Annotated in this window: 13 protein-coding genes; 4 read left to right on the top strand and 9 right to left on the bottom strand. The window is 74.8% G+C overall.

The window, feature by feature from the left end:
* Positions 1–21 precede the first annotated feature (21 nt).
* A complete protein-coding gene (locus ACLQ22_RS02835; RefSeq protein WP_425690909.1) occupies positions 22–1,227 on the bottom strand; it encodes a phosphotransferase family protein in 1,206 nt (401 codons plus the stop codon).
* 40 nt (positions 1,228–1,267) lie between these two features.
* The gene (locus ACLQ22_RS02830; RefSeq protein ID WP_425690908.1) at positions 1,268–2,497 is read right to left on the bottom strand and encodes a multidrug effflux MFS transporter; all 1,230 of its coding nucleotides are present in this window, start codon (positions 2,495–2,497) and stop codon (positions 1,268–1,270) included.
* 79 nt (positions 2,498–2,576) lie between these two features.
* Between ACLQ22_RS02830 and ACLQ22_RS02825 the strand changes: the two genes are divergently transcribed.
* Entirely contained in the window at positions 2,577–3,020 is a 444-nt protein-coding gene (locus ACLQ22_RS02825; RefSeq protein ID WP_425690907.1) for a MarR family winged helix-turn-helix transcriptional regulator, read from the top strand.
* An 82-nt stretch (positions 3,021–3,102) separates the two neighbouring features.
* Entirely contained in the window at positions 3,103–3,540 is a 438-nt protein-coding gene (locus tag ACLQ22_RS02820) for a VOC family protein (RefSeq protein WP_425690906.1), read from the top strand.
* Between the two features lie 4 nt (positions 3,541–3,544).
* On the opposite strand, the gene ACLQ22_RS02815 is transcribed toward ACLQ22_RS02820, so the two are convergent.
* Together ACLQ22_RS02815 and yidD are read right to left on the bottom strand one after the other, a co-directional pair.
* Entirely contained in the window at positions 3,545–4,033 is a 489-nt protein-coding gene (locus ACLQ22_RS02815; protein WP_425690905.1) for a WapI family immunity protein, read from the bottom strand.
* A gap of 92 nt (positions 4,034–4,125) precedes the next feature.
* A complete protein-coding gene (gene yidD / locus ACLQ22_RS02810) occupies positions 4,126–4,563 on the bottom strand; it encodes a membrane protein insertion efficiency factor YidD (protein WP_425690904.1) in 438 nt (145 codons plus the stop codon).
* Between the two features lie 116 nt (positions 4,564–4,679).
* Here yidD and ACLQ22_RS02805 point away from each other — a divergent pair, with 116 nt between their 5' ends.
* Positions 4,680–5,237 (top strand): hypothetical protein, encoded by a 558-nt coding sequence (locus tag ACLQ22_RS02805; RefSeq protein ID WP_425690903.1) that lies wholly within the window; start codon positions 4,680–4,682, stop codon positions 5,235–5,237.
* A gap of 123 nt (positions 5,238–5,360) precedes the next feature.
* Here the strand turns inward: ACLQ22_RS02805 and ACLQ22_RS02800 are convergent, their stop codons facing one another.
* Positions 5,361–6,503, bottom strand: a complete 1,143-nt coding sequence (locus tag ACLQ22_RS02800) for a hypothetical protein (protein ID WP_425690902.1) — start codon at positions 6,501–6,503, stop codon at positions 5,361–5,363.
* Between the two features lie 461 nt (positions 6,504–6,964).
* Positions 6,965–9,343 carry an acylase gene (locus tag ACLQ22_RS02795; protein ID WP_425690901.1) on the bottom strand — a complete coding sequence of 793 codons (2,379 nt, stop codon included), beginning with the start codon at positions 9,341–9,343 and terminating at the stop codon, positions 6,965–6,967.
* 172 nt (positions 9,344–9,515) lie between these two features.
* Here ACLQ22_RS02795 and ACLQ22_RS02790 point away from each other — a divergent pair, with 172 nt between their 5' ends.
* Complete coding sequence (locus ACLQ22_RS02790; RefSeq protein ID WP_425690900.1) at positions 9,516–11,069, top strand: gluconokinase; 1,554 nt, start codon at positions 9,516–9,518, stop codon at positions 11,067–11,069.
* Positions 11,070–11,155: 86 nt separating this feature from the next.
* Here the strand turns inward: ACLQ22_RS02790 and ACLQ22_RS02785 are convergent, their stop codons facing one another.
* The 3 genes from ACLQ22_RS02785 to ACLQ22_RS02775 form a co-directional block, all read right to left on the bottom strand.
* Positions 11,156–11,440, bottom strand: a complete 285-nt coding sequence (locus ACLQ22_RS02785) for a putative quinol monooxygenase (protein ID WP_425690899.1) — start codon at positions 11,438–11,440, stop codon at positions 11,156–11,158.
* 25 nt (positions 11,441–11,465) lie between these two features.
* Positions 11,466–12,224, bottom strand: a complete 759-nt coding sequence (locus ACLQ22_RS02780; RefSeq protein ID WP_425690898.1) for a MerR family transcriptional regulator — start codon at positions 12,222–12,224, stop codon at positions 11,466–11,468.
* 219 nt (positions 12,225–12,443) lie between these two features.
* Complete coding sequence (locus ACLQ22_RS02775) at positions 12,444–14,630, bottom strand: trypsin-like serine protease (protein WP_425690897.1); 2,187 nt, start codon at positions 14,628–14,630, stop codon at positions 12,444–12,446.
* Between the last annotated feature and the right edge of the window lie 59 nt (positions 14,631–14,689).

The following is a 14,689-nucleotide window of genomic DNA, read 5'->3' as shown; positions in this document are numbered from 1 at the left end:
CACGCCCGCCCGGGACGAGGCCTACCTGAGGGCGTACCCGTCGCCGGAGGTCGCCGGCCCGAGTTGCGCGAGCGCCTGCTCGATGTAGGTGTCGACGTCGGTCGCGTGGTAGACCCGCTCGCTCGCCTCGATGCCGTCGAGGAACATCGCGTACACCGCAGCCAGCCGTAGCGCCGCGACCGGCCGCAGCAGCTCCACGGCCCGCTCCGGCTCGCACCCCGGCACGTCGACCCGCCACCGCGCACACCACTGGGAGAGCACCGGCGAGGCGGCGTCGGCCGGCAGCCCCTCGGCCAGCCGCAGCGCGTCGAACGCCGGGTGCCCGACGAACGCGTCGCCCCAGTCGATGACCACGTGCCGGCCGGCGTCGGCGCGCACGTTGCCGGGGTGCAGGTCCCCGTGCACCAGCGTCTCCGGCAGCCCGCACCCGCGCACCTCGTCGAGCCGCGCCTCCAGGCCCGCCAGCAGCGACGCCACGGAGGAGGTGTCGTAGCCGGCCAGCCGGTCGCGGATCCAGGTTGGCAGGGCGTGCGCGCGCAGGTCCGGTACGCCCGCCGCGACCAGCTCCGCCGCGTCCGGAACCGACCGCAGCTGCACCGGGTGGAAGTCGGCCGCCATCGCCAGCCGCTCCTCGACGGGCGCGCCGTAGCGGTCCTCGCCGGGCACGTGCTCGATCAGCATCCGGCCGTCGCCGTCGTCGGCGAGCAGCGTCGACGTCTTCCCGGGCACGGCCCGGCCGAGCCAGCGCAGCACCGCGGCCTCGTGCCGGAAGAACACCGGCACCTGCTTCAGCCAGGCCGTCCCGCCCGGGCCGTCGAGCCGCCAGACCGCCGAGAGGTTCCAGGTGCGCTGCTGGGCGACGGTCTGCGCCGGGCGGCCGAGCCGCCGCAGCTGCGCCGTCGCCCAGGCGAGGCTGCGCGCCGGTCCGCCGGGCTCCGCGTAGGGGGCGCGCAGCGGGTCCGCCGACAGGTCGAGCTTCGCCGGTACGAGCGGCGTGGCGGGCGGCGCGTCGACCTGTCCGAGGTACGTGACCGTGCCGCCCATCGGCTGCGGCGCGTCGCCGGTCAGCAGGCGGAGCACGGCCACCTCGACGCCGTACCGCCGGCGGGCCTCGGCCACGACGGGGCCCACCTCCTGCCACCAGGGCGACGGGACGTCGAACGGCGGCAGGGCGCCCAGCGGCGCGCCGGCGGCATCGACCAGGACGAGGGTCACGGTTCGGGACACGCCGGCACGCTACCGCCGGCCGCCGGACCCCGGTGACGGGTTAACGGCGGTTGCGGGCGAGGGTGCCGACGACGGCGAGGGAGGCGACCGCCGCCCCCGCGACCACCACGGCCATTGGGACGGCGCTGCCCTCGCCGCCGAGCCCGACCAGCGGCGCGGCCATCGCTCCCACCAGGGACTGGATGGTGCCGAGCAGGGCGGCGGCCGTCCCGGCGTGGGCGGGGTGCCGGTCCAGGGCGAGCGCGGTGCCGTTCGGCATCACCATGCCGAGCGAGCCGACGAAGACGAAGAGCGCCACCGCCACCAGCGGCAGGCTGCCGAGCAGCGCGCCCACGAGCAGGACGGCGGCGGCCAGCAGACCCACGCCCAGGGGGCGTACCAGCAGCGTGCGGGGCTCGAAGCGGTCCAGCAGGCGGGCGTTGAGCTGGCCGGCGGCGACGAGGGCGAGCGCGTTGACGCCGAAGATGAGGCTGAACGCGCCGGCCGAGACGCCGAAGACGTCCTGGAAGACGAAGGACGACCCGGAGATGTAGGCGAAGAGCGCGGCGAAGGCGAGGCCCTGCGCCAGCGCGTACCCGAGGAAGATCCGGTCGGTGAAGAGCGAGCGGCCGGCGGCGGCCGTGGCGGCGAGGCCGCCGGTGCTGCGCCGCGCGGCGGGCAGCGTCTCCGGCAGCCGCCACGCGACGGCGGCGGCGAGCAGCGCGCCGATCACCGCGAGGGCGACGAAGACGGTACGCCAGTCGCCGAAGCGCAGCACCAGGCTGCCGAAGGCGGGCGCGGCCATCGGGGCGATGCCGAAGACCAGGGTGAGGCGGGAGAAGTACCTCGCGGCCTCGCGGCCGGAGTAGAGGTCGCGGACGACGGCGCGGGCGACGACCACGCCCATGCCGCCGGCGAAGCCCTGCGCGAGCCGCGCGGCGGCCAGCGTCTCGGCCGACGGCACGGCCGCGCAGACCAGCGACAGCAGGGTGTACGCGGCGACGCCCACCAGCACGGGTCGGCGCCGCCCGAAGCGGTCGCTGAGCGGGCCGGTGACGAGCTGGCCGAGGGCCATGCCGATCAGACAGGTGGTGAGCGAGAGCTGGATCTGCGCCTGGCTGGCGGACAGGTCGCGGGTCATCTCCGGGAACGCCGGCAGGTAGGTGTCCAGGGAGAGCGGCCCGAACGCGGTGAGCGTGCCGAGCAGCGCCAGCAGCACGACGGCGGCCCGCCCGGTGGGCGCGGCGACGCGCTCGTCCGGGCGGACGGGCGGTGCGGTGGCGTGCGGCATGGCGGTCCCCTCACTGACGGCTCGGCCCGGATAAGGTAGCTCTGACTACAGAGCTATTGCACCGACGGAGGGCCCGACTGTGACGGACGAGACGGTCGACCAGTTCGCCGGGGCGCTCGGCGACCTGCACCGGGTGCTGCGCCGGGCGGCCACCCAACGGGCCGGCCGCACCGCCCTGCCGGACGCCCAGGTGGAGGTGCTGCGGCTGGTGCAGCGGTGGCCGGGAATCGGCGTCCGCGAGGCCGCCGAGCGGCTGGGCACCGCCCCCAACACGATCAGCACCCTCGTCGGCGAGCTGACCGCCGCCGGCCTGCTGCACCGGGAGCGGGACCCGGCCGACCGGCGCACCGCCCGGCTGGAGCTGACCGACGCGGCCCGGGAGCGGATGTCCGCGTACGGGCGGCACCGGCGCGACCTGCTCGGCGCCGCGCTGGCCGACCTGGACGGCCCGGACCGCGAGGCGCTGCTCGCCGCCGCCCCGGCACTGCGCCGCCTCGCCGACCGGATGACGGGACGGAGCTGAGCCACCGGCGCCGGGCCGGCCCGCGGCGTCGGCGCTACGGTGACGGTGGACGGTGCGGCTCGCGCGTGGAGGTCGTCGGGTGATGGAGCAGCGGATCAGCCTCGTCACGCTCGGCGTCGCCGACGTGACCCGGGCGCGCGCCTTCTACGAGCGGCTCGGCTGGCGCGGCCAGGAGGTCGAGGAGACCGTCTTCTTCCAGGCCGGCGGCCTGGCCCTGGTGCTGTGGGGCCGGGAGAAGCTGGCCGCCGACGCGGGCGTGCCCGACCGGGGCGCGGGCGGGTTCGGCGGGATGACGCTGGCGCAGAACGTCCGCACCCGGGGCGAGGTCGACGACCTGCTGGCGGCGGCGGCCGACGCGGGAGCGCAGGTGACCGTGCCGGCACGGGAGACCTTCTACGGCGGCTACGCCGGCTGCTTCGCCGACCCTGACGGGCACGTCTGGGAGATCGCCTGGAACCCGGGCTTCCCGCTCGGCCCGGACGGCTCGCTCACCGTCCCCGACCTCACCCCACCGGGCTGAGCCGTCAGGAGGCGACCCGGCGGGGGTACCCGTCGGCCTCCCGCGCCCACTGCTCCGCGGCCACGGAGAGGGCGTCGGCGGAGACGGTGAGCGTCAGCGGGTAGACCGCGCCCGGCGGCTGCCGCCGCATCCACGGCGGCAGGGACTCGTACGCGAACTCGACGGTCAGCGCCAGCCGGCGGCGCCGCAGCACCCGGGTGCGGAAGGCCAGGTTCGGCTCGGTGAAGCGGGCCACCGCCGAGGGCTCCGCCGGGTCGCCGGTCGTCTCGGCCTGCTGCCGCAGCCAGCCCGCCAGCACGTACGCCTCGGCCACCGTCAGGCAGGGTTCGAGGTGCGACCAGGCCTGCCCGTCGGCGGTGCGGGCGTCCGTCTCGACGAGCAGCCAGTCGTCCCAGTCCGCCGCCTCGCCCGGGTCGTCCGGCGGCTCGACCCCGGGCTGGTAGCCCACGGGCCGGATCCTGACCCGGGCGCCGTCGTCGGAGCGGATCTCCATGCTGCCATCATGACCGATCCCGGAGGGTGCTGATGAGGCATCCACGCAGGTCAGGGCACCCTGCGGGCAGCGCACCGGGAGGCGGGTGCCGGTCAGCGCACCGGGTCGTGGGTGCCCCTCGGCACGTCGGGCCGGCAGCGGCGGAGCCGATCGGCGGCCATCCGCCCGCCGACGGCCAGCCCGTACCGCTCCACGGCGGCCAGCCCGTACGCGCTGCACGTCGGGGTGAAGCGGCACTGCCCGGGCCAGCGGTGCGACAGCCAGCGCCGGTAGCCCAGGATCGCGGCCCGCCCGGCCCGGTCCACCAGCGGCGCCCGCCCGGCGGCAGCGGTCGGCGTCGTCGACGCCCGGCCGGGCGCCACGAGCCGGGCGAGCAGCGCCCCGAGGGTGAGCAGGAACGAGAAGAGCCCCAGGTCGCAGCAGGGCACGTCGCAGCTGGGCATGTTGCAGTTGCACGCGTCGCAGTTGTCGAACCAGTCCTTCTTCTTCTTGCGACGCCGGTCGCCCCTCAGGTTGATCACAGGGAACATGATGCGCCGGCCGCGCCACCCACGATCCCTCGGCCTGCGCTCGGGGTGCTCAGGTCGGGGGCCGGTACGGGAAGTCCCGGATGGAGCACGGTCCGTCACGCGACGATGCTGGACGGATGACCGACACCGATGCGCGGACGTCAGCGAGACTCGTGCCGGCGGCTGCCGTCGGCGGCCCGGCGCTCCTGCTGCTCTACGGCCTGCTCCGCCTGGTCGACGGCCTCGACGGCGACCGGGGCGACGGCTGGGCCTGGAACGTCGGCCACACCTTCTTCCTCGTCGGGATCCTGCTCTTCGGCGTGCTGGTCGTCGGCCTGCGCCGACGGTTGCTCGCCGCCGCGCCACGGCGACGGGTGCTCACCGAGGCCGCAGCCGTGCTGGGCCTGCTCGGGGTGGCCGCCTTCGTCTGGGTCATCCTCGGCGACCTCTTCCCCGGCCTCACCGACGCCGCGCCGCTGCCCGACCCGGCCATGGTGCTGGGGCCGCTGCTGTTCCAGGTCGGCATCCTCGTCCTGCTGGTGCAGGCGGGGACCACCCGGCCCCGACTGCTGCCGCCGTGGGTGCCCGTACCGGTCCTGCTCGGCTTCCTGGGAATCGCCGTGAACCTGGACCTGCTGCCGCTGGCCGCCGCGCTGATCCTCGCCGGCCTGCTCCCCCTGCAACGCCTCCGCTGAGCACCCGCCCGCACCACCGAGCCGCCGCAACACCGGGCCGCCGCACCACCGGCCCGCCGGGCCACCGGGCGACCCGGGCCCCCGGCGGGGTGGGACATCCGGGGCGGGCGGGCTGAGGGACGATCAGCGCCAGACCGTGCGGTGCACCCCGTCGTGCGCGGCGCAGGCGTCGCGTCGCCCGCCGGTGAGGCTGACCGAGCCGTCGCGGCACTGCACCAGGTAGCCCCGGCCCGCCCAGAACTCGGGCGCGCAGTCGAACCAGTCGCAGATCTCGATCGTCGGCCGGCGGATGCGGTCGCCGCCGCAGAAGTCGTACCCCATTGGGTTGGCGGGGGCGCCGCAGAGCCGCTCGCGGGCGGGTGTCGGCGAGGGCGAGACGGTGCGTCGCGGCTTCGACGCGGCCGGCGGCGCCTTCGCCGGCGCGGTCGGCAGGGCGACCGGCGGGACGGCGGCGTCCGGCGCGGGAGTGGCGGCGACAGCGACCTCGGAGCCGGTCGGATCGGCGGGATCGGTGTCCAGCAGCGCGGCCGGCACCAGCAGGGCGATGCCGGCGGCGACGGCCACGGTGCGCCGGCCGCCGGGCACGAACGCGAACGGCTGGGCCTGCGCAGGGGTGGCGATCAGCGGCCGGAACGGCTTGAGCTGCGCGTGCTCGGCGATCGCCTCGTCGAGCTGGTCGAGCACCGCGCCGCGCTGCTCGATGGCGTCGGCGAAGGCCAGGGTCAGCTTGAACCGGAAGTCGGCGGCGACGTCGGCCGGGAGCATCAGACCGGAGGTGCGCCGCCGGTCCAGCACCTGCATGAGGGTAACCGGCGCATGCGGGTCGTGGGCGAGGCCGGTCATCTTCCCGTACGCCCAGTCGCGCCGGCCGCGACCGCCGAGCAGCACCAGCCGGCGGTTGGTGATCACCGCCATGCCGGCGTCGGCGACCCGGACGCCGTCCGGCCTGCGGGGGCGCGGCGGCGCGGCCGCCGGAGCGACCGTCAGGTCGGGCGCGGGCAGCACGGTGGTGTGTCGTACCTCCACCAGCTGCGCGGCCGGCAGCACCCAGAACACCACCTCGTCGGGCGCGAGTTCGAGGGCCAGGCCGGCGCCCGCCGCGGCCGAGCCCTGGAACTCCTCGGCGAGGGTACGCAGGCGGCGCAGTTCGTCGTCGCGTCGTCGCCATGCCTTGTCGGCGCTGCGGAACTCCCGCCGCCGCCGTTCGTTCTGCCGGTGCACCCACCGGTACCGCCACGTGGAACCCGTCGAATCAGTCCTTGCCACGCCGACTCCTTCGCCGCGCAGGCCACCAACCGGGGTGTCACAGCTGTCAACTGTGACAACGGCCGCCAGGGACACGCCGCAACGGGCAAAATGACCGAACGATGGGTGAAAACGGGCGATAGGTGGATTTCGCCGAGCCGATTCGCATCAGTCGGGCGTGTCCGTCGGCGGACCCCACCGCACCGAACAGCCGCCACCCGGCCCGCCCGGTAGTCGGTGGCCGCCGGCGGAGATCTTGGTACGAGAGGGCCCCTGGAGGGGCCGTTTCTCGCCAAGATCTGAAAGGAGGCCAGCGCGCGGACGCGAGAGTGGGCACCGACGGGGGTGTGGCCCGCCACGCACCACCCCGAGGCGCACCACACCCGAACCGCGCACCCGTGAACGCGGTCGCGCCCGCCCGGTCGCGGTGACCGGACGGGCGCGACGGACAGGCGCGACGGACAGGCGCGACGGACGGCGGGTCAGTGGCGGCGGCCCTCCCCCACCCGGTAGGTGCGCAGGTTCGGGTCGGCCTTGATCTGCGCCTCCGTGTACTTGATGGTGTCCCAGCCCTTGCCCGAGTAGAGCCGGGTCTGGTCGCCGTACCAGGGCGAGTTCGGGTTGGCCGACTGGGAGTAGGTGAGGATCTGCCGCCCCGAGGGGCCGTCGCGGCCCAGCTCGACGGCCATCACGAAGGACGAGCCGTGCACCACCTTCGGGTAGCCGACGCCGGGCACCAGCGGACTGACGATCATGTTGAACACGCCGGCCTCGGCGCGTCCGCCGTGGATCGGGATGCGCCGGTCGCCGCGCGGCTCGGTCTGAACGTCGCCCAGCCGCGCGTCGAGCGGGATGCCGGCGAGCTTGCGGACCGCGTCGGCGAGCGCGGTGAGCACGCGCGGGTCGGCGGTGTTCAGCCGGCCCGGGGTGCGCACCGGGTCGGCGGCGTCGAACGCGTCGGCGAACCGGATGCCGCCCGACAGGGCGAACTCCGTGAACAGGTGCGCGCCCCGGCTGTCCAGGTCGACGCGCAGGTCCCAGCCCTTCAGCGCCGCGCAGGCCCCGCGCAGGTCGACGGTCGTCCCGTCCGAGGCGGTCGCGGTGGGATGCGCGGCGCACAGCGCCACCAGGTCGTCGCGGAGCAGTTCGCCGCCGTACGCGCGGTTGCCGAAGACCGTCTGCCAGAGCCGGGACGTGGTGTAGCCGCGCCCGGGCAGCCCGTCGGTGCCGGCGAGGCGCTCCCGCACCTGCTCCACGCCGAGCCGGGTACGCAGGCTGCGCTCGGTGCGCTCGTTGCCGATGATGCGCGGGTAGCCCTCCAGCGGCGCCTCCGGGTTGGCCAGCCAGTGGCTGTCGTTGGAGTTGGTCACGTAGTCGGCGCGGAACCGGATCGGCAGGTTGGCCGGGCCGAGGATGCCGGGCACCGCCGCGTCGCGGTCGCGGCCCAGCGCGCAGGCCGACCGGGAGCCGTCGAGGACGGCTTGGCCGCTGGAGGCGTAGAGCGGCTGGAAGGGCGCGGGAATGCAGGCGGCGGCCAGCTCGTCGGTGACCCGGGGCACCACCGAGTGGTCGGCGTAGAGCGCCTCGCCACGGGCGTCGGCGGCGATCACGTTCACCCAGGGCAGGAACTGGTGCCGGTCGAGGACCTGCTTCAGCTCGCGGACCGTCTTCGCCCGGCCCATCTGGAGCCAGCCGTCGAAGGCCCGGTTGTTTGTCGCGTTGACGTCGGTGATCGCGTACGCGGCGGTGGTGGTCCAGTCGAAGGTGCCGGGGACGACGACCACCGGACCGAAGTGGGTGTCGTGGAAGGTGCGGCTGACCGGCACGGTGCCGCCACCCGGGGCGGGCACCCGGACGGTGACCGTGCGGGTGCTCATCTTGCGGGCCCGGCCGTCCACGTAGTACGAGGTGGGGTCGCCGGGGACCAGCGCGAGCCGGTGCCAGACGAAGCGCCGGGCGGTGGAGACGGTGTGGCTCCAGGCGAGCGTGCGGTTGTGCCCGATCTCGATGATCGGGTCGCCGACCAGCGCCGCGCCCTCCACGTCGTAGCGGCCCGGGACCTTCAGGTGCATCCGGTAGAAGCGTTCCGCGCCCTCCCACGGGAAGTGCGGGTTGGCCAGCACCATCCCGCCGCCGTGCGTGGTGGCCCGCGCGCCCAGCCCGTACGCGTTACTGCCGACTCCGGCGGGCGCACCGTCGCGGGCGGCGAGGACCGCAGCGGCGCCCGGCGCGTCGAGGGCGGCGGCCGGGCCGGTGGCCGTGGGCGGGGCGGCGGCGACGATCCCGTCGAGCACCGCCCGCGAGCCGGCCCGGACCATGCTGGCCCAGCTCGCGCGCCACATGTCCAGTTCGGTCAGCGGACGCACCCACGGCTTGCCCCGGCAGGCCGGGTCCGTGAGATTCGCCGCGCCGGTGCGGCGCAGATAGCTGTTGTAGCCGGCGACGAAGCCCCGGATCTGGTCCCGGACCTCGTCGGACGGGGAGTGCACGCCGTCGCGGGGCCCCTGCAGCAGCCGCTCCGCCGTGCCGTCGTCGATCGCCTTGCGGTGGAACAGGTCGCTGCGGACGTTCGCGTCCGTGGGGCTCGCCGCTCCGAAGTAGCGGGACCGCTCGGCGTTGACCGTGACGACCTTCTCCGCGATGACGCAGATGTTGTCCTCGGCCTGGACGTGGCCGACGCCGAAACCGAGGCTGGCGAAGGTGCGGGCGGTGATGTGCGGGACGCCGTACGACGCCCGGCGGATCTCCGCCGAGTAGCCGCCGTCACGGTGCCGCGCGGCGGCCGGCGGAACGCCGGCGACCGCGGTGGTGGCGACCGTGGCGAGGGCGGTGACCAGTGCGCAGAGCGGCCTTGGCCTCATCGGGACTTCCTCCCGTCCGGTGGACGTGTGAGAAGTTCACACGACCGGCATTCTCGCCGGGCGCGGGCGTGCCGAGGAAGACCTGACCGGGAAACCGGGTTGTTCCCCCTACGGACCACCCGGACGCTGGGTAACGTCGGCGGCACCCGGGGTCGACGAGGGGGTGGGACAGGTGGGCGAACCGTTCCGCCCGGTGGTGATCGGCGTCGACATCGGCACCACCAGCGCCAAGGCGGTCGCGTACGACGTGGACGGTGCCCAGCTCGCCCACCACTCGGTCGGCTACCCGCTCGACGAGCCGCACCCCGGCTACGCGGAGCAGGACGCGCGGCGCATCCACGCGGCGGTGCTGGAGTCGGTGCGCACGGTCGTGGCGGAGCTGGACCGGCCGGTCGCCGGGCTCTCCTTCGGCACGGCGATGCACAGCCTGATCGGCCTGGACGCGGACGGCCACCCGCTCACCCCGTCGGTCACCTGGGCCGACTCGCGAGCCAGCCGGCAGGCCGAGCGGCTGCGCGCGGTCCCGTCCGGGCTGGCGCTGCACCGCCGCACCGGCACCCCGGTCCATCCGATGGCGCCGCTGCCCAAGCTGCTCTGGTTCGCCGAGCAGGAGCCGGTGCTGTTCGGGCGGGTGGCGTACTGGGTGGGCATCAAGGACTGGGTGCTGCTGCGGCTGTGCGACGCGCTGGTGACCGACCACTCGGTCGCCTCCGCCACCGGGCTGATGGACCTGCACCAGCTCTCCTGGGACGAGGAGGCGCTCGGGATCGCCGGGATCAGCGCCGAGCAGTTGCCGGAGCTGGTCCCCACCACCACCGTGCTGCCCGGCCTCACCGCCGAGGCCGCCGCGGCGACCGGGCTGCCCCGGGACACGAGGGTGGTCGTCGGCGCCGGGGACGGCCCGCTGGCCAACCTGGGGCTCGGCGCGGTCGCCCCGGGCGTGATGGCCTGCACGATCGGCACCAGCGGCGCCATGCGGGTGATGGTGGAACGTCCCGGCGTCGACCCGCTCGGCGGGGTTTTCTGCTACGCGCTGACCGAGCACCGCTGGGTGGTCGGCGGGGCGATCAACAACGGCGGCGTCGTGCTGGAATGGACCGGCGAGGCGCTTGCCCCGGAGCTGGGCGAGGACGCCGAGGAGGAGCTGCTGGCGCAGGCCGCGCGGGCGCCGGTCGGCTCCGGCGGTCTGATCATGCTGCCGTACCTGCTCAGCGAGCGCGCCCCGCACTGGAGCGCGCTGCCGCGCGGCGCGTACGTGGGGCTGACCAACGGGCACCGCCGGGCGCACCTGGTGCGGGCCGCGCTGGAGGGCGTCTGCCAGCAGTTGGCGCTGGTGCTGGCCTCGGTGCGGGCCGCCGGCAACGAGGTCCGGGAGATCCGCGCGAGCGGCGGCTTCGCGCGCAGCCCGCTGTGGCGGCAGATGCTGGCCGACGTGCTCGGCATGCCGGTGCACTTCCCCGCCACGCGTGAGGGCTCCGGCTTCGGCGCGGCGCTGCTCGGCATGGAGGCGCTGGGGCTGATCCCCTCCATCGAGGTCGCCGCCCACCTGGTGCGCATCGAGGAGACGGCACGCCCGGATCCGGCCGCCGCCGCCACGTACGCCGCCCTGCTGCCGCTCTTCGCCGGGCTCTACGACGCGCTGATCCCCACGTTCACCTCGCTGCGCCGCCTCGCCCCCGGCCTGCCGCCGACACCGGCACCGGCACCGGCGCCACCGACGCGGTAGGGCGCCGACACCGGCCCGGGCGTCGCCGGCACCGGTGACCCCGGGGCCCGGGGCTTGCCGGACACTGTGCCGCCCGGCGGGCGGCGTCAGGGGGCCTCGACCCCGGAGATGAGGTAGCGGTGCACCTCCGCGCCGCGGATCGCCACCGCCTGCTCCTCGGCGGGGCCGGAGCCCCGGAAGTCGAGCAGCTGCTCCTCGGACTCCCAGCGCTCGTAGACGTTGATCCGGCCCGACTCGACGAGGTCCGCGCCGATCGCGAAGTCGACGCAGCCCGGCGCGGACCGCGCCTGCCGGACGACCTCCACGCAGTCGGCCAGGTAGGCGTCCCGCTGGTCCGGGTCGACGTAGAGACTGCCGGCGACGATGAGCACTGCTGACCTCCGGGGGCGGCGCGCCTCAGGCGCGGGTGATGGCGTTGGCGTGGATGGCCTCGCCCAGGTACGCGGCCATCCCCGGCCTGATCCTCTCGAAGTACGCGGTGAACCGCTCGTCCGCCACGTACATGTCGGCCAGTCCGGTGTGGATCTCGTACGAGCACTCGTAGAACCAGCGGCTGATCAACTGCCGGTGCTCCTCGGCCAGGTCCATCGCCGCCGGGCTGTCGGCCGGCGCGCCGGCGGACATCACCTCGGCGAACCGCCGCCCCCAGTCCTCGTTCTCCGCCCTGTTCCGTAGCCAGTCGTCCTTCGTGTAGCGCGACACGCGCCGGTTCGACTCCCGGTACGCCTCGCTGCCGCCCCAGCGCCGCTCGGCCTCCTCGGCGTGCGCGTCCGGGTCGAAGTCGCCGAAGACCTCGAACCGCTCCTGCGGGGTGAGTCCGATGTTCAACCTGCTCGCCTCCATCGCGAACTCGATCGCCGTGACCATCTCCTGGAGCCGCCTGATGCGTACGGTCAGCAGCTCGTGCTGGCGGCGCAGGTGCGCCGCCGGGTCACTCGCCGGGTCGTCGAGGATCGCGGCGATCTCCTCCAGCGGGAACCCCAGCTCCCGGTAGTAGCGGATGTGCTGCAACCGCTCCAGGTCGGCGTCGTCGTAGCGCCGGTAGCCCGCGCCGCTGCGCCCGCCGGGCGAGAGCAGTCCGATCTCGTCGTAGTGGTGCAGCGTCCGCACGGTCACGCCGGCCGCCTTCGCCACCTGTCCCACCGTGTGTGCCATGGTTCCCTCCCTTCCGCCACCGAGGCTCCCGCCTGCCGTTACGTGAGGGTCAAGCCCGATTCTGCGCCGCCGGCCGTGCCGCCGGCCGGCGCTTCCGGGGACCGGCCCTCCCTGCCCCGGGGCCGGGGCGGTCCGCCGGGTGTCGCCCCCGGGAACGACCGTGCGGGCCGCCCGAGGATGGGCGGCCCGCACGGTCACTGCGGCAGGGTGGTCAGGCGGTCACCAGCGGCGGCCGTCCGGCCAGGAGTCGTACGGGCGGGCCGACAGGATCGGGTCCCAGCCCGTGCTGGCCGGGGCGTCGGGCAGGTGGGGCTTGATGTCCGCGCCGCTGCCGTCGAACGGGCTGGCGTCGAGGTAGGTGAGGACCTGCCCCGAGGAGAGCCGCCGGTGGTAGAGACCGCCGCCTGGGCTGAAGAGTGACGTCGTGTCGCCCCAGCCGGTCGCGGCCAGCTCCTCCGGGGTCCACACGCCGGCGGCGTCGATGACGTACGCCAGCAGCTTGCCGTTGCTGGTCGTGCCGAGGATCCGTCCGGGGCCGGGAGCGGCCAGGGCGGTCAGCGTGAAGTTACCGGTGATCGACTTCGGGTTGACGATGTCGGCGTAGGCCGGCTTCGGCTTGGTCACCGTGTAGCGGCGCAGCGCCGCGCCCGCGTTGATGCCGTAGAGCGAGCCGTGCCCGTCATAGGCCAGCCGGTCCTGCGTCCAACCCCCGGACAGGGATTCGGTCCGGGTGAAGGTCAGCGGGTCGGTGCCGGTGACGTCCACCCGGTAGAGCTGACCAGCCGTGCTGGTCACCAGGACCGTGTCGGCGTTGAGGGCGGCCATCGCCTTCGGGGTGAAGCCGAGCGTCCCCGCCGAGACCACCGTCCGCCGGGCGCCGGTCACCGGGTCGACCGTCGTGTGCGACAACCGCCCGTCCGGCCCCGTGCCGAAGACGGACACGACGCCGGTCCAGGGCCGCGCGGAGATCAGCCGGTGCGAGCTCCACGCGCCGTCCGTGACGCGGGGGGCGCCCTCGAAGGCGAGGTCGGCGCCACTGCCGTCGAACGGGTTGGCGTCGCGGTAGCGCTGGAGTCCCCCGACGGGGTGCAGGGCGTAGTAGACACCGCCACCGGGCGAGGTCAGGAGGGTGGGCTGGTCCCAGCCGGTCGTCTTCAGGTCGGAACGCGACCAGGCGTTCGGGCCACTGCCAGTGATCCGGTAGGAGAGCAGGGAGCCGGCGGTCGTGGTGCCGAGGATCCGGCCGGGGCCGGGCGAGGCGAGCGTCTTCAGCCCGAAGCCGCTGCCGATCGTGGTGTAGGTGCCGATGTCGGCCGCCGTCGGCTTCGCGCTGGTCACCGTGTAGCGCCGCAACGACGAGCCGGAGAAGATGCCGTACAGCGAGCCGTGCCCGTCGTAGACGAGCCTGTCGTGGCCCCAGCCGTCGCCGAGCGGCGTCGTCGTGTAGGTCAGGTCGACCGCGTCCGCGACGTCCACCCGGTGGAGATTGCCGACCTGGTCGGTCATCAGGATGGTGTTCGCGTTGAGCGTGGCCATCGCCTTGGGCTGGAAGGGCAGCGCCGCGGCGGCGGTGCGGGTGGCCCGCACCGTGTCGACGGCCGTGTCGAGCGCGTGCGAGACCAGCCGGAAGGCGGTGCCGTCCTGCACGATGGCGAAGAGGTGGACGTCGCCGGTCTGCCAGCGGATCCACTGTCCGAGGTCGTCGACCCGGGTGGCGGTGGCGCCGTCGCGGGTCTCGGTCTCGGCCAGGCAGCCCTTCTGCCACGAGGTGCTGACGATCGCAACCAACTCGGCGGACCCGTCGCGGAACGCCGGGCCGCCCGCGTCGCCCTTGCAGAGCGTCGCGCCGGCCGACGCGCCGAGCAGGCCGACCGACGTGGCGTTGACGTCCTGCACCGTGAACGAGCCCTGGTGCAGGCGATCCGGCACCCACTCGGTGGCCGTCCGGCCGTAGCCGGTGACCTTGAGCGTCTCGGCGGCCGACGGCGGCGTGCTGGCGAGCGTCACCGGCGGCACGTCGGTCACCGGGGCGGCGAGGCGGACCAGGGCGACGTTGCGGTCCGGGTGCGGGGCGACCGCCGCCACCGCACGTTGGTGGCCGGCGGTGCCGGTGAGGTCCGCGCGACCCACCAGCACCGTGGTCGGCCGGCTGGGCGCGCCGGCGACGACCGGTGCACTGCCCTCGGCGAAGCAGCTCTTCGCCGTCAGGACCCAGTCCTGGTCGACGAGCGCACCCGAGCAGGCGCGGAGATCACCGAAGGTGACCTTGGCGCTGAACCGGTAGGTGCCGTCCGGGACCGGCTGGGCACCCGTGACGGCCTGGGCGGAAGCGCCGCCCAGCAGGCCTGCTGTGACCGTGGCGGCGAACAGGGCGGCGCCCCATCGACGCGTTCGGTGAACTGACAATGCATCCCCCGTGAGTTGAGCAGCTTCTTGCCCGAACCGACCGGAGCCGGTTCGATCTC

It is taken from the genome of Micromonospora sp. DT178, assembly GCF_049841695.1.
Taxonomy (GTDB): Bacteria; Actinomycetota; Actinomycetes; order Mycobacteriales; family Micromonosporaceae; genus Micromonospora.
Note: the sequence above shows the minus strand (reverse complement) of the source record. Positions and strands in the feature narration are given on the sequence as shown.

Excerpts from the sequence above, each read along its gene's own strand:
- ACLQ22_RS02830 (WP_425690908.1), bottom strand. The coding sequence starts at position 2,497 with ATGCCGCACGCCACCGCACCGCCCGTCCGCCCGGACGAGCGCGTCGCC.
- ACLQ22_RS02820 (WP_425690906.1), top strand. The coding sequence starts at position 3,103 with ATGGAGCAGCGGATCAGCCTCGTCACGCTCGGCGTCGCCGACGTGACC.
- ACLQ22_RS02815 (WP_425690905.1), bottom strand. The coding sequence starts at position 4,033 with ATGGAGATCCGCTCCGACGACGGCGCCCGGGTCAGGATCCGGCCCGTG.
- yidD (WP_425690904.1), bottom strand. The coding sequence starts at position 4,563 with ATGTTCCCTGTGATCAACCTGAGGGGCGACCGGCGTCGCAAGAAGAAG.
- ACLQ22_RS02805 (WP_425690903.1), top strand. The coding sequence starts at position 4,680 with ATGACCGACACCGATGCGCGGACGTCAGCGAGACTCGTGCCGGCGGCT.
- ACLQ22_RS02795 (WP_425690901.1), bottom strand. The coding sequence starts at position 9,343 with ATGAGGCCAAGGCCGCTCTGCGCACTGGTCACCGCCCTCGCCACGGTC.
- ACLQ22_RS02780 (WP_425690898.1), bottom strand. The coding sequence starts at position 12,224 with ATGGCACACACGGTGGGACAGGTGGCGAAGGCGGCCGGCGTGACCGTG.